This window comes from Pandoraea sp. PE-S2R-1 (assembly GCF_002179865.1).
Lineage (GTDB): Bacteria > Pseudomonadota > Gammaproteobacteria > Burkholderiales > Burkholderiaceae > Pandoraea.
In genome coordinates, this window is record NZ_NGUR01000010.1 from 236,553 (window position 1) to 259,677 (window position 23,125).

Sequence of the window (23,125 nt, forward strand, 5' to 3'; positions counted from 1 at the left end):
TGCTGAAGCCTTCATTCACTTCACTCACGCCAAGCTCTCGGACCGCTCCCGGTTCTGACCCTGGCTGCGAATGAATTGCGATCCGCCGGGCACGCTCTGACGGGCAGGACCCGCGCCGCGAAGCGCCATCACGCGCAGGGCCCGTGGCGTGCCATTCAGATTCGGCGACATGCCTTGCGGGGGCGATCCGATGTCGCTGAACGATCCCCTCGGGGTCCCGTACACGGACGACGCCCGGCTGGGTGTCGGCGACTGAGCAGGCGCGAGTTCCAGCCAGTTGACTGGGCTTGTATTGCCTTGCCCCGGCGGCTGGGGGGCTTGCCGTTTGGCGCCCGACCGACGACCACTTTGCGCCGCTTCGCGAGCAAGCCTTTCCTGTCGCAAAACGCCAATTCGCCGGTCAAATTCCGCGACGCTGGCCTTCCGCCGAGTGTTCACCACCGACCGATAGGTTCTGAGCGTCGCCGGCCCCCCGAAGAGGAACGCGCCCGTCGACAGGGTCCCGCCCACAGCGCCCAGTATCCCCGCCAGTTCGGTATTGTCCGCGGCACGCGTGGCGGACGAGCCGACCATGGTGAGCGACCCCATAGCGCTGCCGACGATCTTGGCCGACGACAGCACCGCCGTGGTAACGGTGATCCCTTTGGCCGCCGCCAGCGTTGCGGCGCTGCCGGCGGCGGCCAACCCCGCCTTACCGAGCGCAGCTCGCGCCGATACGTTAAGCACAATCCCGACGCCCTTAATGCCCCCCGCGACCGATACGGCAGTGGTGATCGACACGGCCGCAAGCAACGCGGGGATCGTAATGGCCAGCCATTTCGGGATATGGCCAGAGGGGTCGGTCGCATTGACCGGATCGATGCGCGCGTACGCGTTGATGCCGCCGCCATCGAATGGCGCAAACGTATCGGGCACCATGAAGCGCGCGAGCACCGGGGAGTACATCCGTGCATTGCCTAACCAGAGCCATTGCGTGGCCGGATCGGACGTTTCGCCGTCGTACCCGGGCACCCCGTCGAGCACGGCGCTCGTTTCGCGAAAACCCGACGGCGAATACACCACCGCATGCGTAGTCTGCGCATCGTAGGTCTGCATGACGCTCCCCTTGGCATCCAGCGCGTAGACCTGCAACGCGCCGGTCTGATCGATCGTGCCCGCGCCCCCATCGAGATAGACCCGCGACAGCGTGCCCCGCACTTCGGTGACGAGCACGTTCTCACGGAAGATTCGTGCGCGAGACGGTTGCCCGGTCAACGTGACCATGCATTGCTCGTCGAGCCCGTTGTATCGATACGCGGCAAGTTCCGCGCCGCTTCGCGACACCGAGAGCATCTGATCCAACGCGTTGTAGGTGATGTGGCAGCCACTCTCCGCTTCGATCATTCGCCCGGCGGCGTCGTACGCAAACGTCTGCGTACCGTTGGCGGCGCCATAGCCTTCATAGACGAGCGACGTGAGCTGAGTCGGGTCGGCCGCGTTCTCGTAGCGGTAATCCGCAATGCCCGGGTCCGTTGCAGGCCCTTGGTGCCATGTGGTCACCCGGGTGATGTTGTCGAGCACGTCGTAATCCCATTGCTGGAGATAGATGCGTCGCGACGGGTCATGCGGGTCGTGCGGCGCCTGATCGCCGGTGGAGGCATAAAGCGCCAGTCTGCCGCGCGTGTCGTAGTCAAAGTTTTCGGTGAGTACAGGCGCACCGCCCAGCGCGCGCACGCGTGACGTCAGCAGGTCAAGACCGTCGTACTGCTGTTCGATGGAGAATGCCGGGCGGCCGGGGGCCACATACTCGCGCAGGATTTCGCGGCCCGCTTCGTCATACGAGTAAGTGGTCGTGAGCATCGTCTGACCGGCCTGCGTCACGCGTTGCTCACGCACACGGCTCAGGGCGTCGTAGGTCAAGGCCGCCGTCACGTTGCCGCATTGCACGTCCATCAGGCGCCCCGTGTCCGTCTCGAAGCGGTAGCGATGCTCAAGTCCGGTGACATCGGTGTAGCTGACGGGCAAGCCCTGCAACGACCAGACGTGGGCCGCCGTACGCCGGGTGTCGCCTTCGAGCCACGTCTCGCCGGACAGGTTTCCCGAAGCGTCACGTTCGCACCGGTAATCACTGGTGGGCTGGCCGGTCGTTTGCACGCTGGCATGCATCAACAACCCGGTCTTTTGGTCGTAGTCATAGTCGATGCTGACAGCACCGCTGGTGCAGCGCGTCAGGCTCGACGGCAGCGACGGATTGACGTCATAAGTCACGATCTCACCGCCGGGATCGCGTACCTCACGCGGCAGCGTGCGATCGGCATCGAAGGCCCACGTCGACGTGCGTCCCCCGATGGTCTGGCGGCTCACCCGCATCAGGCCGTCGAACTCGCGGCGGCCGATGTCGATGCCGTTCAACCGGATGGCTGCGACTTCGTCGCTATCGGCATGGGGGACGTAGTCGTTCTCGATCACGTCCGTGCCCGGCAGCGTGGTTCGCACGACGCGATCAGCAAAGTCGTATTCGTATTGGGTGCGCTGTTGACGCGGGTCGGTCTCCGTTTCCAGCCGCCCCAACCCGTCGTAGGTGTATGCCAGCCGGCTGATCAAGGTGCCTGCAACGGTCCGGCGTTCGGCCCAGTCGGCGGCGTCGAAGTGATTCATCTGACGGACCGTGCTTGCACTGCGCACCGCCCCCGCGCTCGCCGATGCCCAGCTTGTCTCGACCTGCGTGAGCGGATCGTATTCCGTATGGTCGGTCACGCCGTCGGCGCGCACCACAGACACTTGCTGATCCCAGCCGTCATAGAGAAACTGCTTTGTCACGGCGATGGTTTGCCCATCGTGAATGTCACTTGTCACGTCCTGCGCCGCGCGCCCGAACGCGTCGTAGTCGATACGGTGAATGTCATGAGGCTGTCCCTGTGCCACGTCCGGCGCCATGCGCGTCTCGCGTACGAGCAGGCCAGTCCCTTCGAAGACTTGCGTCGTCACGACACCAGACGCCGTCGTGGTGATCTGACTCGCCTCGCCCCCGGCCAGCCCGATGAGCGTAAAGGCGTGTCCAAGCGTCGCCGTGTAGGCACTCTCGCCGGTCTTCGGCGTTGTGGTCTCTTCGACTACGCGCCCCAGAGCGTCGTACACGTACGTCACGATCTCGTCAGCGCTCTCGCGGCGTGTTTCCAGACCGGAGATGACCGAGGTATGGCGGCTGGTCTGAGTGGCGGTGTCGTCGAAATCGGTGTGGGTCGACTCTTCCGTGACCAGCGTGTTGTCGGCCAGCGCATAACTGAACCCGGTCGTGATGCTGCGTCCGCCCATCGCCTCGACCTGCTGTTTCAAGCGGCCGTGCAGCAGCAGCGAAAGCGGGTTGTTCTCGAAGTCGTACGTGTTCGTCTGATGGACGCCGGCGGGGGTTTCCAGCGTCTGCTGTATGCATTCCAGATAACCGGGAGCGCCCGGTGCCATCGAGGGCAACAAGGCGTAGCGATGGCGTGTCGTGACGGTCGCCGCGACTTTCGAGCCCGGCACCGCTGTCGCAGGCACCATTGCCGTCGTCTTCACTGTGTGCGGGGTGTCCCAGACAGGGTCCGGCGGACATCCGTCTTCTCCGCCGGGCAAATAGTACGTCGTGCGCTCCGCCGTGCCGTCCGGACCGATTTCTTCGGTCGTATTGCCCCACGCGTCGTAGCCATAGCTCGTGAGATCGTCGCGCGACACCCCGCCGCGCCGAAACCGCGTGGTATGCGTGCGGACCTGGTTGACGGTGATCGGCTGGTCATGCCACGGCTTACCCGGTTCCTCGTGATATTCAGTGAGCTGACTCTGCTCGCAATCGGCTTCGGTGCGACGCTCGATGCGCGTGCCGTGGAAGCGGTCGTATTCGCGAAAGATCGTGACCTGCGCGGTACCTGCCGTGTTGAGCTGCGATTCGGTACTTGTATAGCGATAGTCGCTCGTGACCTTGTACAGCGCGTCGGTCGCGTCCTCCCAGTCGACACCGGCTTCGAACCCGAGAAAGTTGTGCGTCGAATACGAGTAGGTCGTCACGCGCAGCGGCTGCCCCTGACCGGGATCGAGCGCGTGGCGTGCGACGTAGGGCAGCCGTTGGGGTTCCGTGCCTACCGGATCGCCCGCACGCAGAGGAAACGCGTGTCCGCGTTCTTCATAGGCGATGGTCTCGACACTGCCCGTCGGGGAACGCACTTCCGTCAGCATCGCGAGATCGGCGGCGGTGTACCGGCTATAGCGCAGATGCCAGGCCACTTGCCCGGGAAGGGGCAGTTCGATGGATGAGACGAGATCGCCTGAGAGCACCAGCCGGAATTCGATCGCGTTGCCGTCGGTGCCGGTCAATGCGATGGTGGCGGCCTGCGCCGTGCGGCTGGCGCGCAGCAATTCGCGCCGTTCGTGATCGGCGATCGTGGACAACATCGGCTGCCCCTCGAAATGCACCCAAGTCAGGTGAAGCGAGCGGCCCTGCGGCGAGATGATCTCGACCGGGACATACGGCGATAGCGGATCACTGTTGTCGAACTTTGTCAGCCGCTCGCGACGGCCTGAGCGATAGGTGACGGTGAGTGTGTCGCCCGCTTTTTCGGCGATGAACGTCGGCAGTTTCTTGTCGGGAAATTCGATGCGATTTTCATATACGATAGCCAACTGAGTTTCGCCATCCGCCAGCGACAATCGTTTGGCACCGGGGCTCAGACGGCTCATGCCCCATGACCAGCCGCGCCCCAATCCGACGTCGGCATTCTGCAAGGCATCGAAAGCGAGCGACAACGCCAGATCCGGCCCGGTCAGCGCATTCATTGCCAGCTTGGGCAGCGCCACCCGGAGGGAGTAAGTGCCGGTGCGAGGATCGACACCCTTCTCGAGAAAACTCAGAAAGTTTTGTGCGCCTGAGTACAACGTGCTGCTATCGGCCTGCGCCGGTCCTTGATGCGTGCCTGTCATGGTGCGCCCCTGTCATTGTTGGTCGGACCGGGACGCTCAGGCTTGGCTGAGTGTCAACGCATCGCATGCGGGCGTAATGTTCACGCGCACCCGGTAGGGCGTGCCGTACTGATCGCGCAACGTGTAGGTGCAGCCCTGCGCGTTTGCCGCGCCCTGATAGGGCCCAAGACTGTCGTTGGCGACGAACGTGATGGCGCCACAGGCGACACGTGGCCAATCGTTCTTCGCCACGCGGAACGCCCCGGTGTACTGGACTTGCGAATAGACAAATTCGGGGGTCGGCTGCTGGTCGGTCGGTGGCTCGGCGTAGCCGCAAAAAGCGCCACTCTGAGAGTTCGGGCTCAACCACTTGTAGCTACTGGCGAAACTCGCCGGGGCCACTTCCATCGTCCGCATCGCCTGACGCGCACCCGTGGCCAGCACGAGGCCGAGGTAGTAGATGGTGACCTTGATGTTCGAGCCGACGGTGTATTTGTGCGTCTGCTCCCAGTCCTGATTCCACGCCGAGAATGGCGGGCTGACCGGGGCGACGGGAATGAGATCGACTGTACCGTCTGAATGGCTGATGTTTTTTGAAAAGATCTCCTGATTGTTCTCCAGCGTGATGCGCATGCCGATCGTCTTCCTCGCATTCGCGAAGTCCGCCGTCTGCACGTAGTAGTGAAGGAACTCCCTGTTTTCGACCGCGATATCAGCGCCGCCGGGATAGAAGTCATACACGTTCTTCGCGAGCGATGACCCCCATGTCCCGATAGGCACCGGCATTGACGAATCGACGACGGGCACCTCCTGCTCCGAGTTGCCGTCGACCACACGCAGCGTCGCGGTTTCCGCAGGCGACAAGTTCTTGTCGGCTATGAGTTCGATTTCCAGCCGGACCTGACAAAGCCCGTTGTTGTAAGTCCGTTCGCCGCCGGAGCTGACGGTGACCTTGAACGTATGAATGATCGTTGCACGCTCGTCCGATTTCGTATCCATGAGTCACCTCGCCGCAGTGGCAGTATGCGACCCATGTTACGAGCGCCGATATGCCACACAACTGTCAACGTTGACAGGTCGGCGAGGATGCCGGGGATGCGCGCTTCAGGAACTGCGTTTCAGACTGCTTTTCAGGTGCTGCGTTTCAGGTAGAGGCCGGTGCCGCGAAAACGGCACACTTCTTCGCCGTGCTGGTTGGTCGCCGTCCATAGCTGGCGCACGATGCCGCGATCGGGGCGGCTTTTGGACGGCCGCACTTCGAGCGTGCTGCTGGTCACGTTGATCGTATCGCCCGGGCGCACGGGGGCGAGCCATTCGATCTGCTCCACGCCGGGCGAGCCCATGCTCGAGGAGCGCACGAGCAGCTTGTCGACGTTGAGCCGCATCATGATGCTGCACGTATGCCAGCCACTCGCGACGAGCCCCCCGAAATGGGACGCTCGCCCGGCCGCTTCATCCACATGGAACGGCTGTGGATCGAACTGCCGGGCGAAATGCACAATCTCGTCGGCAGAGAAGGTGTACGTCCCGAGGTCGAACGTATCACCGACGGAAAAGTCCTCAAAGTAGTACTCAAGCGTTGCCATGACAGCCTCCTGTGACCGGATGAGAGAGTCGGGAATGCCCGGATAATGCCGCGCCTTAATCCGCCACTTTACACCCAAGATGAACGGTTTTTGATAGCGGCACGGGCTTCGTCACGCCCACCATGAATCGCCTCATCATCAAGATTTCATGCCGCGATATTGGAAATATGATTAGTACTACGAATATAGTTTCAACCGCCTCCCCCATCAATTCGGCAACCGCCTGCGGTGCCTCTCCCAATCAGCAACTCACCGGCACGTCTGCCCCAGCAGAAGATCACGCGATCGTCCAGACGTTGCTTGCCGACCTACACGTCCCCGATGCCGCCCAGTGGGCGCAACAGTTGGCGCAGGCTTGCGCGGAGAATACGGGGCTTCGCACCAGTCTGATGCTGGCGCTCACACAGACACCGCTTGGCGACATCGCGAGATGGCTTGAGGCGGACAATGATCCGCTCGTCCGGACACTCAACGATCACGCGGATCTTGCAGAAGGCATCCTCGCCTCGCTGGAGCGCGCACTGCTGACGCGGCGCCCGTACGAGTCGCTTGAAGAGGTCGTCGCCGGCGTCACATCGCGAGACAATCTGCGCACTATCCGGCGCTCGTATGCGCGGGACGACGGTCGCCGCCAACGCGAGTTCGACGCGCGAGACGGCCCGCTCGACGTCGGCGATCGCTGGAAACAGGATCTGTGCGACACATTTACTTGGTTGCGAATGATGGGCACCGGCCACGATCCGTGGCAACAGGATCGGGATTACGAAGCCATGGCGCGGGCGCTGGCGGCCGAAATGCCCGCCGGACCGGATCACCCCGCGTGGCACAAGCATGGCGCCATCGGCGTATTGACCGGGCTGCTCTATGCGTTCGGCGGCGTGAAAACAACGTTCGACGCGATCGGCGACTGCCTCATGCGCGTCGTCGACAGCCTGGGCACGGCCGTGAATGTCCCGCTCCCCGCCGATCCGCTGGTGTTTGCCGCCGCACAAGGCGCCGTGATCGAGCGAAGCACGGCCCTGCCCCAGCCGCTGCGGCATGCCCTCCATCATCAACTTCTCCACCATCATCATCACCATCGGAAACACGACGTCCACACGCTCTCGCAGGGATCGCAGGCCGACGGGGTGTCTGCCGCGCACACCCATCACGTGCATGGCCACCGCCGCCATCAACGACGGCATCTGAACGAGACGCACACTCCCGAGCACTCGCCGCTGGCGCCGTCCGCGACGATTCAGCGGCTGATCGCCCTCGCGACGACCCAGATTGCCCGGCATGAGGCGCAGTTCGATTTCACGGCACGGGTCGCGAACATCACGGACTGGTCGCAGTTGATCCGGAAAAACCTCGCCGCGGCCGCCACGCCCGGCCGGACCCCGTTCGACTCGGACCAATGGTTTCTAAACCGATTCCGGTTCTTCTACCCATCCAAGGAAAACGGGGCACTGGCCGGGCAAATGGATCGCGGCGGCCTTGAGGAATCGACGAAATTGACGCGGGCTGCCTTGCAATATTTCGGGTCGGGGGAAGCCCTCGGCGGCGCCGATGTGGAATACGGCATCTATACGCACGGCACCCCTCGGCTCGGCCACTATCTGCCGTCCGGCGAGTCGACCCGGCTGAGCGTGAGGCGACTCATGCAGACCATTCACGCCACTCGGCCGGTGCCGCTCCAGACCCTCGACGCCATGCGCTCGCACAACACCAGCACGCCGCTCGATGCGCCGCTGTATCGCCACGGGGTCACGATGCTCGCCTACGATGCCGAGCTGGAGTACGCGGCCGGACAACTCTCGCAGACCGGGCTGATCCTTGCGCAACTCGTCGCGTATGCCCCGAGTGCGGCGCTGCGCATCGCGTCGGATTCGAATCTGGCCGAGCTTCAGGGGTACACCGTCGATGTCGAGATTCCCGGGCGCCGCGGTCTGTCGCGCCCCGGCGGCATGTTCGCAGTCTCGCAGTCTGCGAGGACGGCAACGGACAACGGGGGGCGGGTCATTCTGTACGCGGCCGGCAGCACCGCGCCGCTCAGGGAGTACGCCTCGATCGGGCATCTCGTGCAGGACTTCGCGCGTGGCAAGGTGTCGGGCGCCTACGGCGACATGATGCAGCGACTGCCCTTGTCGATTGCCCGGGACATCATGAACGGCACGGTATGCGCGATCTCGCTGACGGCAACGGACGGTGATCTGGTGCACCTGTCGCTGGCGTCGAGCGCTGAAGTCATCGGCAACGACATACGACGCGCCGGCAGACAACTCGTCTCAGGCGAACGGCGCACGGCATGGGCGCACTGGCTGGCGGGGGTGCCGTCAACCGACTTCGAAGCCGAACTCGAACGGCCGGCGCCGCAGGTCACCGGATTCAAAGACCCGCTGCCGCCACCACAGCAGCTTCACATTCGTCTGGAGACCATGCAGCAGGTGCGGGCAATGACCGACCTGCGCGCCAGCGTCTCGGCGGCACTGCCCGACCTGCGGCGAGGTGCCGTGCAGTATGCCGCGCAGTTGGTCGAGGATATGTCGGGGGCCAGCATCGACGCGGCAAAGGTGTACATGCACGTCTACGAGATGCATATCGGGCAGGGACCGATCGCCAACCCGCCATGGAAAACGGTGCAGGCGTCAGGGACCGGCACGCTGGACCAGATCGTTCTCGACATTGCACAAGGTGAGCGCGAGACGACGTTGTCCGCCAATACGGAAGCCATTTTCTCGCTCGACAGCGAACCCCACGGCGCCCGCGCGCTGTTCTTGGGATCACTCACGCCAGTACAGTTGCTTGCCCGCATCGATGCCGGTCATTTCATCGCTCAGCAAGGCCGCCGGCTCGACACCTTCTGGAATACGCACGAGGGGCAGGTGCGCAGCGCACTGAAAAGTGCCTTCGTCATGGATGCCTTTCTGCAAGGGCACGAGCGCACCCTTGGCGCCGAAGGGGTAGACATCGCACGACGCATTGCCCGCTGCGAGCGCATGGATTTGCTCGACCTCGACCACTTGCCCGAACATTTCGTGCTTGCGGGCTCGCGCCTGCAAACGGCGTGGCTGCGCGTCGGCGAGGCGATCTCCGATATTCAGGAATTCACGGATCTCCGCAATGGCTGGATTCTGATTTACACGCCACGTCTGTTGGCGAACAGCGTGAAAGAATTTCCGGACCGCCGGCAGCTCAGCGACTGGGTGAGAGCCCAGGCGCGAGACCCGCACACCTGTGCCCGGCTGCTCAGTTGCTTCTCGCAGGCAGACCGCCGTGACGAAAAAGCCCCGGGCGTCGACGCCGTGCTTGCCGCCATCGACATCGGGCCATCCGCGCCACACAAGATTTTTCCAAGCGAAACGTTTGTGGGTGACCCGTTCTCGGAATTTGTGCACGTGTTCCGCCAGCGCACACGAGACGAGATCATCAACCCCCGTATGGCGCTGCCGGCCAACCCGCAAGCGGTCATTGTCTCGCGCATTCTGCAATCGCTCGCGATGCTGAACTGGATGACCGGGTTCGGCATCGTCGTTGAGGCGCCTGTCCCCGGCCTGCTGGAAGCCAACGTCATGCTGTCCTTCAACAACATCGCCATGGGCGGGACCACCGCCGCGCTGGGTGACGCACAGACCCGCCCGGCGGGCTGGGCGTCGTTGATGGCGGGCATTGCCGGTGGCATTCCCATCGGCTACCACTACAAGGCCAGCCTTACCTTTCAGGACGAAGTGCAGTTGTTTATCAACCGCACACCGTTCGAGCAGCTCAAGCGGCTGATGCCCAATCTGTACCGAAGCGAGGCGGGATTTGTGGCGGCATCAGGGGACGCCCGCTTCGACGTGGAGTACTACCCCGCGCAGGGGACTTGGCGATTAACGGACCCTACCGGGCTGAACGGACCGGGGCCGGCAATTTCACAGACGTCGACCTACGAGTGGGTGCTCGACGCGGCAACGCCATCGGCCGAGAGCACGGCCCCCGCTGCGTCGTCAGTGTTTCATGACGACATCAGCCGAAATTTCGTGGATGTGGAATTCAGGGCAAAAAGCGCGGCACTGGCAAACGCAGTCGTCGATGCCGACCGAGAGGCCTTTCTCGCCGGCAAGATCGAGGCCGGGGCCAGCCCGCTGCAATGGGACGCGTCGTACCGCCCTGCCGACCTGCTGAAACTCGACTTCACCGACCCGGCACAGAAAGACCCGCGATTGCTGGGCATTCTGGCACGCCGGATCAACGATGCCCTTCGGTTCGAATCAACCCAGCGAGCTATCGCCAACGCCCGAATCATCGCCGAGGACGTCCGCGCGGCAGGAGGAATCTTCGAGCCCTTCACGCAGGCGGCCTACGTCAACAGCAATGCCGACGGTCACACCGGCTTCTGCCTGCCCTTGACGCGTGCGATGGCGGCCGCGCTCCACATTGGCCGCGACGGCGCATTCATCGGCAACCTGCGGCGCGCCATCGCCAATCCGCAATCGGAGGCCGCGATCCGGCTGCGCGACAATCTCGTCGCGCTGCACTCGAGTGTTCCGGCAAATCGGTTGGAGTTACCTCTGCACGGCATGCGCAGTGGGGAGAACGCGCTGAACATGGAGCAGCTCTTCCGCCTGTTTACGGCCGGGCACCTCGACATGCGCACGTACGTCATCAAGACGCGGGCGCATGCCATGTCCGTCACGGTGGGGAGCCGTGCTTCGTGGTTCTACGATGCGAATTTCGGGTTGGCCCGGTTCAGTACCCCGCAGCAGCTTGCGGTAGCTTTCGCGACGCACCTGACCGAGCGAGGACTGGGCCGTCTCTACCAGTCGTATGGCACCGCCGACAACCTGCTCTTTCTCGTCGACACGCTACAGACACAGTTGCTGCGGCACGTCGAGCTGCGCCCGGGGATAACCGTCAACGACATCCTGAAACCGATGTTGTGACGGGGGACTGAGGCGTGATGAGGCGGTAGTGCGCTGGCGGCAAGGGCGCCCTATTGCAGGGTTTCTTTCGCGCCTTCGGGGATGGGCAGCGCCATGACATCAATACCCTCTTCGGCAAGGGCCTCGGACTCTTCGCGTGAGACGGTGCCGCGGATATTGCGCTCCGGGGCTTCCTGATAGTGGATCTTGCGGGCCTCTTCGGCAAAATTCTTGCCGACGTCTTCCGTGTTGGCGATCACATGGCGCACTGCCTTCATCCACAGCGCCTGAATCTCGCGCTGCGCTTGGGCGACTTCGGGCGGCAATGACGGGGCAGACGAGGGACCGGGCTTTGCGGCGCTCCCCTTCGCTCCCGGGGAGGTGCCTGCCGAGGCAGCCGAGGCAGCCGAAGCGGCATTGCGCCCCGTCGCGCCCGACAGATTCAGGCGCGGGGCCGACGGCACGCGCACGATGCCCGTGTCGCCGCAGACGGGGCAAGCGACCAGCCCGCGAGACTGCTGCGACAGGTAATCGTCCTCCGAGCCGAACCAGCCCTCGAAGGTGTGCTCGTGCGCACAACGCAAATCAAAAACCTTCATGACGCAATGAGTGTGTCCCTGCCCGGCCATGGACCGGGACCGGAATCAATAGAGGGGCGCCCGATGCGGCGGGCGCCGTGGCTTCAGCGCAGCGGCGAACGCTCGTTCGGCTGCCAGACTCCGGATAATATCTTTTCCAGCCAGAACGCGCCGATAACCGATTTGACGTCCGTGATACGGCCATCGCGCACCCATTGCAGCAACTCGGTGGCCGGCATCTTGAACACATCGAGAAACTCACCGTCGTCGAGCTTCTGCTCGCCCAGCGTGAGGTCGCGCGCCAGCCAGATATCGATGAACTCGGTGGAATACGAAATCACCGGGTGGATACGCGTTAGGTAGTCCCAGCGCTCGGCGTGATAACCGGTCTCTTCGAGCAGTTCGCGCTTGCCGCAGGCCAAACCGCCCTCGGCTTCGTCGAGCTTGCCGGCGGGCAGTTCGGTCATCACGCGGCGCAGCGGATAGCGGTACTGGCGCTCCATGAGCACCTGCCCGTCTTCGAACAGCGGAATCACCATCACCGCACCCGGGTGCGTGGTGTATTCGCGCGTGGCCGTCTTGCCATCCGGCAGACGCACGCTGTCGCGCTTGATGGTCAGGAATGCGCCGTCGTAGACGGTATCGGTCGTGATCTGCGTCTCTATGAGGTGCTGATCGTCTGTTTGACGTTGTGTCATGAAACCTCCATGGCGGCACAAAGCGTGCACGAAACCGGTTCAAAACCCATACAAAACCATACAAAACAAAACGCCGCCCAGTGGGCGGCGTCTCATGAAGCCAACATCTTACGCGGCAGCCGCCGGTCGATGACGCCACAAGTACCGGTAGACGAACCCCGGAAACGCGAACACGACAAACAGGCTCGCCGTCACCGCGTAGAACTCCCAGCCCTGAGCGAACACGTTGCCGATGCTTTTCTCGATCAGATAGCCGAGTGCACCGACCACAAAGTACGCCACCACCATCTCCAGCAGACGCAGCCACAACGACTTCACCGGCACCTTGCGGGGGATGAAGCCGAACAGTCGCTGGTTCACGAACGGCAGGTTCGCGCCGAGCAGCGCCAGCAGAATCACAAGCGTACCACCTGCTGTCATACCCATCGTTCGTGTCTCCTGTCTTTCGTCTCGTCGGCTAGCTTCAGCTTGCCGGTATTAGCTCGCCAAAGTCAGCTTGATCGTGCGCAGGCACCAGTCCATCAGCGGACCCGGCATCAGGCCGAGGTACACCAGCACCAGACCGTTGAGCGAGAGCACCAGACGCATCGTGCCGCTGCCTTCCAGCGCGTTGCTGTCTTCCGGCTTGTCGAAGTACATCAGCTTCACGACACGCAGGTAGTAGAACGCACCGATCAGCGAAGCGATCACGGCCACGACGGCCAGCCACACCATACCGGCGTTGATCACCGCCTGAAGCACTGCCAGCTTGGCGTAGAAGCCTGCCAGCGGCGGAATGCCGGCCAGCGAGAACATCAACATCAGCATGACGAAGGCAAACCACGGGCTACGCTGGTTCAGGCCCTTCAGATCCGACAGGTTTTCGGCTTCGAAACCCTTGCGCGAGAGCAGCAGCACGATACCGAACGTGCCCAGCGTCGTCAGCAGATAGATCACGCTGTAGAACAGCGACGAACCGTACGCGTCGGCGATACCGTCGATCTTGCCGCCCACCACGCCCGAGAGCATGCCCAGCAGCACGAAGCCCATGTGCGAGATCGTCGAGTACGCCAGCAGACGCTTGACGTTGGTCTGTACGATGGCCGTCAGGTTACCGATCACCAGCGAGAGCACCGCCATGATGATCAGCATCTGTTGCCAGTCGATCGCCAGCGGCAGCATGCCTTCGACGAGCAAGCGCAGCAGCAGCGCAAACGCACCCAGCTTCGGCGCGCCGCCGATCAGCAGCGTAACCGGGGTCGGGGCGCCTTGATAGACGTCCGGCACCCACATGTGGAACGGCGCAGCACCGAGCTTGAACGCCAGACCGGCCACGATGAACACCACGCCGAACACCAGCACGATCTTGTTGACCGCGCCCGAAGCGATGACTTCGAAGACCTTGGCCAGTTCGAGCGAACCCGTCGCGCCGTACATCATCGACATGCCGTACAGCAGGAAGCCCGAAGCGAGCGCACCCAGCACGTAGTACTTCATGGCCGACTCGGTCGCGTTGGCCGAATCGCGCCACACGGCAGCGAGGGCGTACAGCGACAGCGACATCAGTTCCAGACCCAGATACAGCGTCAGGAAGTTGTTGCCCGAGATCATCACCGACAGCCCCAGCAGCGAGAACAAGCTGAGGATGTAGAAGTCGCCACGGGCCAGGCCGCGCGCTTCCAGATACTTCTGGCCGTAGACGAACGTCATGAACGTTGCCAGACCACCGAAGGCCTTGAGCAGGTTCGACATCGGGTCGGCGACGAACACATTGCCGAACAGGTAGTGCGACGCCGGGTCACTGGCGTTGCACGCCCACAGCACCGACACGACCGCCGTCGTGATGAGTGCCAGAACGTAGTTCAGCTTGCGCGTCTGGCCGAGGAACGCGTCGCACATCATGATCACGAGGATCATGAGCAGCAGGATGGCCTCCGGCAACGCAGGCAGCAGATTAATGTTTTGCATGATCTAGATTTCCTCCCCGATTACGGCAGCTTGGTCTGCGCCACGTGGGCGAGGAGGTTAACCACGGAGGTGTGCATCAGGTCCGTGAAAGGCTTCGGATAGATACCCATGAACAGCGTGAGTGCAGCCAACACGGCCAGCATGAAGAACTCGCGCTTGTTGATATCGATCAGCTCGCGCACGTGGTCGTTGGCAATCGCACCGAAGATCACGCGCTTGTACATCCACAGCGAATACGCAGCACCGGTGATCAGCGAAGTGGCTGCAAGCAGACCCACCCAGAAGTTCAGCTTCACGGCACCCAGAATCACCAGGAACTCACCCACGAAGCCCGACGTTGCCGGCAGGCCGCTGTTGGCCATCGCGAACAGCATGAAGAACGCGGCAAACTTCGGCATCGTGTTCACCACACCGCCGTAGTCGGCGATGTTGCGCGAGTGCATGCGGTCATACAGCACGCCGATACACAGGAACATCGCGCCCGACACGAAGCCGTGCGAGATCATCTGCACCAGCGCACCCTGCATGCCGATTTCGCTGAACATGAAGAAGCCCAGAATCGCGAAGCCCATGTGAGCGATCGACGAGTAAGCCACCAGTTTCTTCATGTCGGTCTGCACCAGCGCCACGAGGCCGATGTAGACGACGGCGATCAGTGCGAGCGTCACCATGAAGCCCGACAGATAGTGGCTGGCATCCGGTGCGATCGGCAGCGAGAAGCGCAGGAAACCATACGCGCCCAGCTTCAGCATGATCGCGGCCAGCACGACCGAGCCGCCGGTCGGGGCTTCCACGTGAGCGTCCGGCAGCCAGGTATGCACCGGCCACATCGGCACCTTCACCGCGAATGCCATGAAGAACGCCACGAACAGCAGTATCTGCACGTTCATCGGGATCTTCGCCGCGTACCAGTCGGTCAGCGTGAACGAACCCGTCGCGTTGTACAGATAGATCAGCGCGACCAGCATCAGCAGCGAGCCGAGCAGCGTGTACAGGAAGAACTTGAACGCGGCGTACACCCGGTTCGGACCGCCCCACACACCGATGATCAGGTACATCGGGATCAGCGTGGCTTCGAAGAAGACGTAGAACAGCAGGCCGTCTTGCGCCGAGAACACGCCGATCATCAGACCCGAGAGGATCAGGAACGCGGCCATGTACTGCGCCACGCGTTCGGTAATCACTTCCCAGCCCGCGATCACCACGATCACCGTGATCAGCGCGGTGAGCACCACCAGCCACAGCGAAATGCCGTCGATGCCCAGGAAGTAGTTGATGTGAAAGCGTGCAATCCAGCTCGTCTTTTCGACGTACTGGAAGGCCGACGTGTTGGCGTCGAAGTTCGAGATCAGCGGCAGCGTGACCAGGAAGCTCAGCAGCGAACCGATAAGCGCCAGAACACGGGCACCCGTCGGGTTACGGTCATTTCCCACCGCGAGGACAACGATCCCCGACAAGATGGGCAGCCAAATGGCCAGACTCAGAAGCGGTAGCGATTGCATTTTTTTGTGGCTCCCCCTTTTACTTGCCGTTCAACGTCACAAACAGCGTCAGGAGCCCGAGCATGCCGATGATCATGGCGAACGCGTAGTGATAGATGTAACCCGATTGCATGAAGCGGATGACGCCGGCGAGCCAGCCCACCAGACGTGCGCTGCCGTTGACGACGGCGCCGTCGATCAGACCCTGATCGCCTGCCTTCCACAGGCCGCGGCCGATTTTCAGCGCGCCCTTGGCGAAGACCACTTCATTGATCTTGTCCATGTAGTACTTGTTATCGAGCAAGTTGTAGATGCCCGAGAAGCGGTTCTTCAGAGCTTCCGGAATGTCCGGACGCTTGAGGTAGAAGAACGCGGCCAGCAAGATACCCAGTGCCGACAGTGCGATCGGCAGCGTGCCGAACGAGTGCACCGCCATGGCAACCCAGCCGTGGAATTCGTGGCTCAGTTCTTCCATCGCCGGGTGATTCTCGCCGATGAAGATGACGTCCTTGAACGCCACGCCTTGCTTGAAGAACGAGCTGAACAGCATCGGCGCGATCGCGATGGCACCGATGATCACCGACGGAATCGCCAGCAGGATCAGCGGAATCGTCACAACGGCCGGCGATTCGTGCGGCTTCTGACCCGGGGCCAGACCGTGGTGTTCGCCGTGATCGTCCTCTTCTTCTGCATGGTGGGCGTCGTGGTGGTCATGATGTGCCTGACCGAAACGCTCCTTGCCGTGGAAGACGAGGAAGTACATACGGAACGAATAGAACGCGGTCACGAAGACGCTGGCGACCACTGCGAAGTACGCGAAGCCCGAACCCGGCAGATGCGAGGCGGCCACGGCTTCGATGATCGAGTCCTTCGAGTAGAAACCGGCGAAGAACGGCGTACCGATCAATGCGAGCGAACCGAGCAGCGACGTGATCCACGTGATCGGCATGTACTTCCACAGGCCGCCCATGTTGCGCATGTCCTGATCGTGGTGCATGCCCATGATCACCGAACCGGCACCGAGGAACAGCAGCGCCTTGAAGAACGCGTGCGTCATCAGGTGGAAGATGGCGACCGGGTAGGCCGACACGCCGAGCGCGACCGTCATGTAACCGAGCTGCGAGAGCGTCGAGTAGGCCACGACACGCTTGATGTCGTTCTGGATCATGCCCAGGAAGCCCATGAACAACGCCGTGATCGCACCGATGATCGTGATGAACGACAGCGCGGTGTCCGAGAGTTCGAACAGCGGCGACATGCGGCTCACCATGAAGATACCGGCGGTCACCATGGTGGCCGCGTGGATCAGTGCCGAGATCGGGGTCGGGCCTTCCATCGAGTCCGGCAGCCAGACGTGCAGCGGGAACTGTGCCGACTTACCCATGGCGCCGATGAACAGGCAGATACAGGCCACGGTAATCAGGCGCCAGTCGGTGCCCGGGAACGACAGGGCCGCGACATCGTTGGCCTTGGCGAACACTTCGCCGTAGTTCAGCGTGCCCGTGAAGGCCAGCAGCAGACCGATACCGAGCAGGAAACCGAAGTCACCCACGCGGTTGACCAGGAACGCCTTCATGTTGGCGTAGATGGCCGTCGGACGCGTGTACCAGAAACCGATCAGCAGGTACGAGACCAGACCCACCGCTTCCCAGCCGAAGAACAGTTGCAGGAAGTTGTTGCTCATGACGAGCATCAACATCGAGAACGTGAACAGCGAGATGTACGAGAAGAAGCGCTGGTAGCCAGGATCTTCCGCCATGTAGCCGATGGTGTAGATGTGCACCATCAGCGAGACGGACGTGACCACGCACATCATCGTGACGGTGAGGGTGTCGATCAGGAAGCCGATCTCGAGCTTCAGGTCGCCGATGCGTGCCCATTCGTAGACGGTGGCGTTGAAGCTCGCCCCGTTCATGACGTCGAGGAACGTCATGACCGAAAGGATAAACGCGACCAGCACGCCAAGGATCGTGACCGTGTGCGCGCCCGCGCGTCCGACTTGCTTGCCGAACAGACCGGCGATCACGGACCCGGCCAGCGGCGCCAGCGGGATCGCGAGCAACAGTGTGGGATTCAGTGTGGATGCCATAACAGCGTTCGCTTTATTAACCCTTGAGGCGGTCGAGATCTTCGACGTTGACCGTTTCGAGCTTACGGAACAACGTGACCAGAATGGCCAGGCCAATCGCAGCTTCTGCGGCGGCCACCGTAAGGATGAAGAACACGAATACCTGACCGGCAATGTCGCCCAGGTAATGCGAGAACGCGACGAAGTTCAGATTGACCGCGAGCAACATCAGCTCGATGGCCATCAGCAGCACGATCACATTTCTGCGGTTGAGGAAAATACCGGTAATGCTGATCGCGAAGAGAATCGCGCCCAACACCAGGTAATGCGCTAGCGACAACGACATCATGCTGGCTCCTTATTCCGCCGCCGGCGTGTCGGCGCCGGTGGACTGCTGCCGGGCTTCGGCGGGCATCGACACCAGACGCACGCGCTCGTGTTTCTTCACGCGCACCTGCTTGCTCGGGTCGGTCTGTTTGTGATCCTTACGGGTACGCATGGTCAGCGCAATCGCTGCAACCACCGCCACCAGCAGGATCAGACCTGCCACTTCGAAGGCAAAGATATAGTCGGTGTACAGCGCAATGCCGAGCGCCTTGGTGTTCGGCACGTCGGGGGCCGATACGGCCTTGACCGGCGCACGCGTGGCACCGTAGCCGCGCATCAGCACAAGCGCCGCTTCGACGATCATGATCGCGCCGACGGTACTCGCCAGCGGAATGAACTTGCCGAAACCGCGTCGCAGTTCGTCGAGATTGATGTCGATCATCATCACCACGAACAGGAACAGCACCATCACCGCGCCGACATACACGAGCACCAGCATGATCGCGAGGAACTCAGCCTCGAGAAGCATCCAGATCGCAGCAGCGTTGAAGAAGGCCAGCACCAGGAACAGTGCCGACTGCACGGGGTTGCGCGAGGTCACGACCTTCAGACCCGAGACCACGAGGATCAGCGCAAACACGTAGAAAAGTAAGGTTGTGAATTCCATAATCACCGGAGTGTCGCCAAATTAGCCAACGTCAAGCCGTACCGGGCGCGCCGACGAGCGTCGCGCCCTGCCCTGCATTAACGGTACGGCGCATCGGCCGCCTTGGCCGCCGCGATTTCGTTTTCGTAACGATCGCCCACCGCGAGCAACATCTCTTTGGTGAAGTACAGATCGCCACGCTTCTCGCCGTGATACTCGAGGATGTGCGTTTCGACGATCGAGTCCACCGGGCAGCTTTCTTCGCAGAAGCCGCAAAAGATGCACTTGGTCAGATCGATGTCGTATCGCGTGGTGCGACGGGTATTGTCGTCACGCACTTCCGATTCGATCGTGATGGCCATTGCCGGGCACACCGCTTCGCACAACTTGCATGCGATGCAACGCTCTTCACCGTTCGGATAGCGGCGCAGCGCATGCAGACCGCGAAAACGCGGCGACAGCGGCGTCTTCTCTTCCGGAAACTGCACGGTCACTTTGCGTGCGAACGTGTAGCGCCCTGTGAGCGCCATGCCCTTGAGCAGTTCCAACAACAGGAAACTGCCAAAAAAGTCTTTGATTGCCCTTACCATGGGATTCCTCTACTCCGTTCGCCTCAGCCCCAGATGTTCCAGGGGGACATGATCCAGACACCCACCACGATCACCCAGACAATCGTCAGCGGCAGGAAAACTTTCCAGCCCAGACGCATGATCTGGTCGTAGCGGTAGCGCGGGAACGTCGCACGTACCCAAATGAACACCGACAGCAGCAGGAACACCTTAAACGCCAGCCAGAACACACCCGGGATGAACGACAGGAAGCCGAACGGCGCACTCCAGCCACCCAGGAACAGCACCGAGGCCAACGCCGAGATGATGATCATGTTGATGTACTCGGCCAGGAAGAAGAGCGCGAAGCCCATGCCCGAGTATTCGATCATGTGACCGGCCACGATTTCCGATTCGCCTTCCACCACGTCGAACGGGTGGCGGTTCGTTTCCGCGATACCCGAGACGAAGTACACGACGAACATCGGCAGCAGCGGCAGCCAGTTCCACGACAACAGGTTCACGCCCATGCTGGCGAACATGCCGTGCTCTTGCGAGCGCACGATGTCCGACAGATTCAGCGAGCCGGCCGTCATCAGCACACACACCAGCGCGAAGCCCATGGCGATTTCATACGAAATCATCTGGGCCGACGCGCGCATGGCGCCGAGGAAAGCGTATTTCGAGTTCGATGCCCAACCGGCCAGAATCACGCCGTACACACCGATCGACGAAATCGCCATCGCGTAGAGCAGACCGGCGTTCACGTCGGCGAGCACTGCGCCCGGCTGGAACGGGATGACCGCCCAGATCGCGAAGGCCGGCAGCACGGCCATCACCGGGGCGATGGCGTAAATGCCCTTGCTGACCTGCGTCGGCGTGATGACTTCCTTGAGCAGGAGCTTCAACACGTCGGCGATCGGCTGCAACAGACCGGCCGGACCCACGCGGTTCGGACCGAGACGCACGTGCATCCAGCCGATGAGCTTGCGCTCCCACAGAATCAGGTACGCCACGCACAGCAGCAGGATCACGGCCACGACGAGGATGCGGACCAGCGCCCACACCGTCGGCCAGGCCACGCCCAGCAGTTGCGTGCCGTATTGATTGATGACTTCGTTCAGGCTCATTTACGCCTTCTCCACCGAAATTTCACCGAACATCGCGCCAAGCGCGGCAGACGCCGGCGTGGCTGCCGGGACGCGCACCACATTGGCAGGCAACGTTTCCGAGCGCGCGGCCGGCAGCGTGACCACCGCGTCGCCCTGGCGCACGCGCACGGCGTCGCCGGCAGCGAGGCCCAGGCTGTCGAACAGCGCAGCCGGCAGCGTGGCACGCAGCGATGCCTTCGCATCGTTGGTCAGTTGCAGCGACGGAGCGCGACGCACCAGCGCGTCGGCAGCGTAGATCGGCACGTCGGCCAGACGCTGAAGACCCTGTGCAGCAGCCTTCGGTGCGGCCAGCGTTGCCGTGGCACGGTTGTCGAGCGAGGCCGCCGAGAAACCGGCGAGCGCTTCGGCACGCACTTGTTCCACGGTGTCCTGTTCGAAACCTTGCAGCTTGAGCAGGTTGCCCAGCACGCGCAGCACCTTCCAGCCCGGACGCGTCTCACCCAGCGCGCGCACCACACCGTTGAAGTGTTGCGGCAGGCCTTCGGCGTTGACGAACGTACCGGCCGTTTCCGTGAACGGGGCGATCGGCAGCAGCACGTCGGCGTACTCGAGGCCGTGCTTGAACGGCGAGAGCGAGACCACCATCTTCGCGGCGCTCAGGGCCGCGAGTGCTTGCTTCGCGTCGGCCGAGTCGAACTCGGGTTCGGCGTTGAGCAGCACGTAAGCCTGACGCGGCTGTGCGAACAGTGCCGCAGCGCCCTTGGCGTTGGTGGCCTTCACTGCGTAGCCGCCGACCGTGTTGGCGCCTTCGGTCAGGAAGCCCAGCGTGGCGCCCGTGATGTCAGCGATCACTTGCGCGATCGCGTGCAGTTGTGCGAATTCCGGATGCTGAACCGCTGCGTTGCCGAGCAGGATCGCGCGACGCTCGCCGTTGATCAGCGAAGCGGCGATGGCCTTGGCGGCGTCGCTGGCGGTCACACCAGCCAGCTCTGCCGGGGCAGCAACACCCTTGGCAGCGGCGGCAGCCACAGCAATACCGGCCAGTTCGCTGACCCACGCGCCCGGTGCGGCGATGATCTTGTTCGCGAGCTTCACGAGCAGATCGTCGTCCGAGCCGTGCAGCAGGTTCAGCTGACCGCCTGTCTTCACAGCGGTGCGCAGACGCGACGCGAACAGCGGATGATCCTTGCGCAGGAACGAACCGACGACCAGTGCGCTTTGCAGCTTGTCGAGTTCCGTGATCGGCAGGCCGAGCCACGGGGCACCCTTCGTACCGCCCGACACGTCCGTCTGACGCAGGCGGAAGTCGACGTTGTCGCTGCCCAGTGCGCGCACGAACTTTTGCAGCAGGTGCAGTTCTTCGACGGTGGCGTGCGGCGAGGCCAGACCGGCAACGGCATCGGCGCCGAAGTCGCGGATGATGTCAGTCAGGCCGTGGCCGACGTACTCAAGCGCCGTCTGCCAGTCGACTTCGTGCCACTCGCCGCCTTGCTTGAGCATCGGCTTGGTGAGGCGCTCGTCGCTGTTCAGACCTTCGTACGAGAAACGATCCTTGTCCGAGATCCAGCACTCGTTGACCGCTTCGTTTTCGAGCGGTACCACGCGCATGACCTTGTTGTTCTTCACTTGCACCACGAGGTTCGCACCCACGCCATCGTGAGGGCTCACCGACTTGCGGCGCGACAGTTCCCACGTACGGGCGCTGTAACGGAACGGCTTCGACGTCAGTGCGCCAACCGGGCACAGATCGATCATGTTGCCGGACAGTTCGGAGTCGACCGTCTTGCCGACGAACGACGTGATTTCCGAGTGCTCACCGCGGCCCAGCATGCCGAACTCCATCACCCCGGCCACTTCCTGACCGAAGCGCACGCAACGCGTGCAGTGGATGCAGCGCGACATTTCTTCCATCGAGATCAGCGGGCCCACATTCTTGTGGAACACCACACGCTTCTCTTCCTGGTAGCGCGATGCCGACTTGCCGTAACCAACCGCCAAGTCCTGAAGTTGGCACTCACCGCCCTGATCGCAGATCGGGCAGTCGAGCGGGTGATTGATCAGCAGGAACTCCATCACCGATTGCTGCGCCTTCACAGCCTTATCGGAGTTGGTGCGCACGATCATGCCGTTGGCAACGGGCGTGGCGCAGGCCGGCACGGCCTTCGGGGCCTTCTCGACCTCGACCAGACACATGCGGCAGTTCGCTGCGATCGACAATTTCTTGTGATAGCAGAAGTGGGGAATATAGGTGCCGTTCTTCTTGGCAGCCTGGATCACCATGCTGCCTTCGGGCACCTCGACCTTTTGGCCGTCAATTTCGATTTCAACCATAGCGGTTCA

15 protein-coding genes are annotated in these 23,125 nt (G+C 62.4%); 1 reads left to right on the forward strand and 14 read right to left on the reverse strand.

The window, feature by feature from the left end:
* Nucleotides 1–24: 24 nt before the first annotated feature.
* The 3 genes from CDV44_RS11610 to CDV44_RS11620 form a co-directional block, all read right to left on the reverse strand.
* Entirely contained in the window at nucleotides 25–4,932 is a 4,908-nt protein-coding gene (locus CDV44_RS11610) for an RHS repeat domain-containing protein (RefSeq protein WP_087688186.1), read from the reverse strand.
* Between the two features lie 36 nt (nucleotides 4,933–4,968).
* The gene (locus CDV44_RS11615) at nucleotides 4,969–5,910 is read right to left on the reverse strand and encodes a hypothetical protein (protein ID WP_087688187.1); all 942 of its coding nucleotides are present in this window, start codon (nucleotides 5,908–5,910) and stop codon (nucleotides 4,969–4,971) included.
* A gap of 131 nt (nucleotides 5,911–6,041) precedes the next feature.
* Entirely contained in the window at nucleotides 6,042–6,497 is a 456-nt protein-coding gene (locus CDV44_RS11620; protein ID WP_087688188.1) for a MaoC family dehydratase, read from the reverse strand.
* Nucleotides 6,498–6,664: 167 nt separating this feature from the next.
* Between CDV44_RS11620 and CDV44_RS11625 the strand changes: the two genes are divergently transcribed.
* The gene (locus tag CDV44_RS11625; protein WP_141118721.1) at nucleotides 6,665–11,401 is read left to right on the forward strand and encodes a dermonecrotic toxin domain-containing protein; all 4,737 of its coding nucleotides are present in this window, start codon (nucleotides 6,665–6,667) and stop codon (nucleotides 11,399–11,401) included.
* Nucleotides 11,402–11,451: 50 nt separating this feature from the next.
* On the opposite strand, the gene CDV44_RS11630 is transcribed toward CDV44_RS11625, so the two are convergent.
* From CDV44_RS11630 to nuoG, 11 genes are all read right to left on the reverse strand, one after another.
* Nucleotides 11,452–11,979: a DUF1178 family protein gene (locus CDV44_RS11630; RefSeq protein ID WP_087688190.1), complete on the reverse strand. Its 528-nt coding sequence runs from the start codon at nucleotides 11,977–11,979 to the stop codon at nucleotides 11,452–11,454.
* Nucleotides 11,980–12,062: 83 nt separating this feature from the next.
* Nucleotides 12,063–12,656 carry an NUDIX domain-containing protein gene (locus CDV44_RS11635; RefSeq protein WP_087688191.1) on the reverse strand — a complete coding sequence of 198 codons (594 nt, stop codon included), beginning with the start codon at nucleotides 12,654–12,656 and terminating at the stop codon, nucleotides 12,063–12,065.
* A gap of 108 nt (nucleotides 12,657–12,764) precedes the next feature.
* A complete protein-coding gene (locus CDV44_RS11640) occupies nucleotides 12,765–13,076 on the reverse strand; it encodes a DUF2818 family protein (RefSeq protein WP_087688730.1) in 312 nt (103 codons plus the stop codon).
* A 57-nt stretch (nucleotides 13,077–13,133) separates the two neighbouring features.
* Nucleotides 13,134–14,603, reverse strand: a complete 1,470-nt coding sequence (gene nuoN / locus CDV44_RS11645) for an NADH-quinone oxidoreductase subunit NuoN (RefSeq protein WP_087688192.1) — start codon at nucleotides 14,601–14,603, stop codon at nucleotides 13,134–13,136.
* Nucleotides 14,604–14,623: 20 nt separating this feature from the next.
* Nucleotides 14,624–16,105, reverse strand: coding sequence for an NADH-quinone oxidoreductase subunit M (locus CDV44_RS11650; protein ID WP_087688193.1), 1,482 nt, complete (start codon nucleotides 16,103–16,105; stop codon nucleotides 14,624–14,626).
* Nucleotides 16,106–16,124: 19 nt separating this feature from the next.
* Nucleotides 16,125–18,173, reverse strand: a complete 2,049-nt coding sequence (gene nuoL, locus CDV44_RS11655) for an NADH-quinone oxidoreductase subunit L (protein WP_058379363.1) — start codon at nucleotides 18,171–18,173, stop codon at nucleotides 16,125–16,127.
* Between the two features lie 16 nt (nucleotides 18,174–18,189).
* Nucleotides 18,190–18,501 carry an NADH-quinone oxidoreductase subunit NuoK gene (gene nuoK, locus CDV44_RS11660; RefSeq protein ID WP_023596640.1) on the reverse strand — a complete coding sequence of 104 codons (312 nt, stop codon included), beginning with the start codon at nucleotides 18,499–18,501 and terminating at the stop codon, nucleotides 18,190–18,192.
* A 9-nt stretch (nucleotides 18,502–18,510) separates the two neighbouring features.
* A complete protein-coding gene (locus CDV44_RS11665; RefSeq protein ID WP_058379364.1) occupies nucleotides 18,511–19,146 on the reverse strand; it encodes an NADH-quinone oxidoreductase subunit J in 636 nt (211 codons plus the stop codon).
* 77 nt (nucleotides 19,147–19,223) lie between these two features.
* Entirely contained in the window at nucleotides 19,224–19,715 is a 492-nt protein-coding gene (gene nuoI, locus CDV44_RS11670) for an NADH-quinone oxidoreductase subunit NuoI (RefSeq protein WP_047907638.1), read from the reverse strand.
* A 23-nt stretch (nucleotides 19,716–19,738) separates the two neighbouring features.
* On the reverse strand, nucleotides 19,739–20,803 hold the full coding sequence (gene nuoH, locus CDV44_RS11675; RefSeq protein ID WP_058379365.1) for an NADH-quinone oxidoreductase subunit NuoH: 1,065 nt from the start codon (nucleotides 20,801–20,803) through the stop codon (nucleotides 19,739–19,741).
* Nucleotides 20,804–23,116 (reverse strand): NADH-quinone oxidoreductase subunit NuoG, encoded by a 2,313-nt coding sequence (nuoG, locus tag CDV44_RS11680; RefSeq protein ID WP_087688194.1) that lies wholly within the window; start codon nucleotides 23,114–23,116, stop codon nucleotides 20,804–20,806.
* Nucleotides 23,117–23,125: the final 9 nt, after the last annotated feature.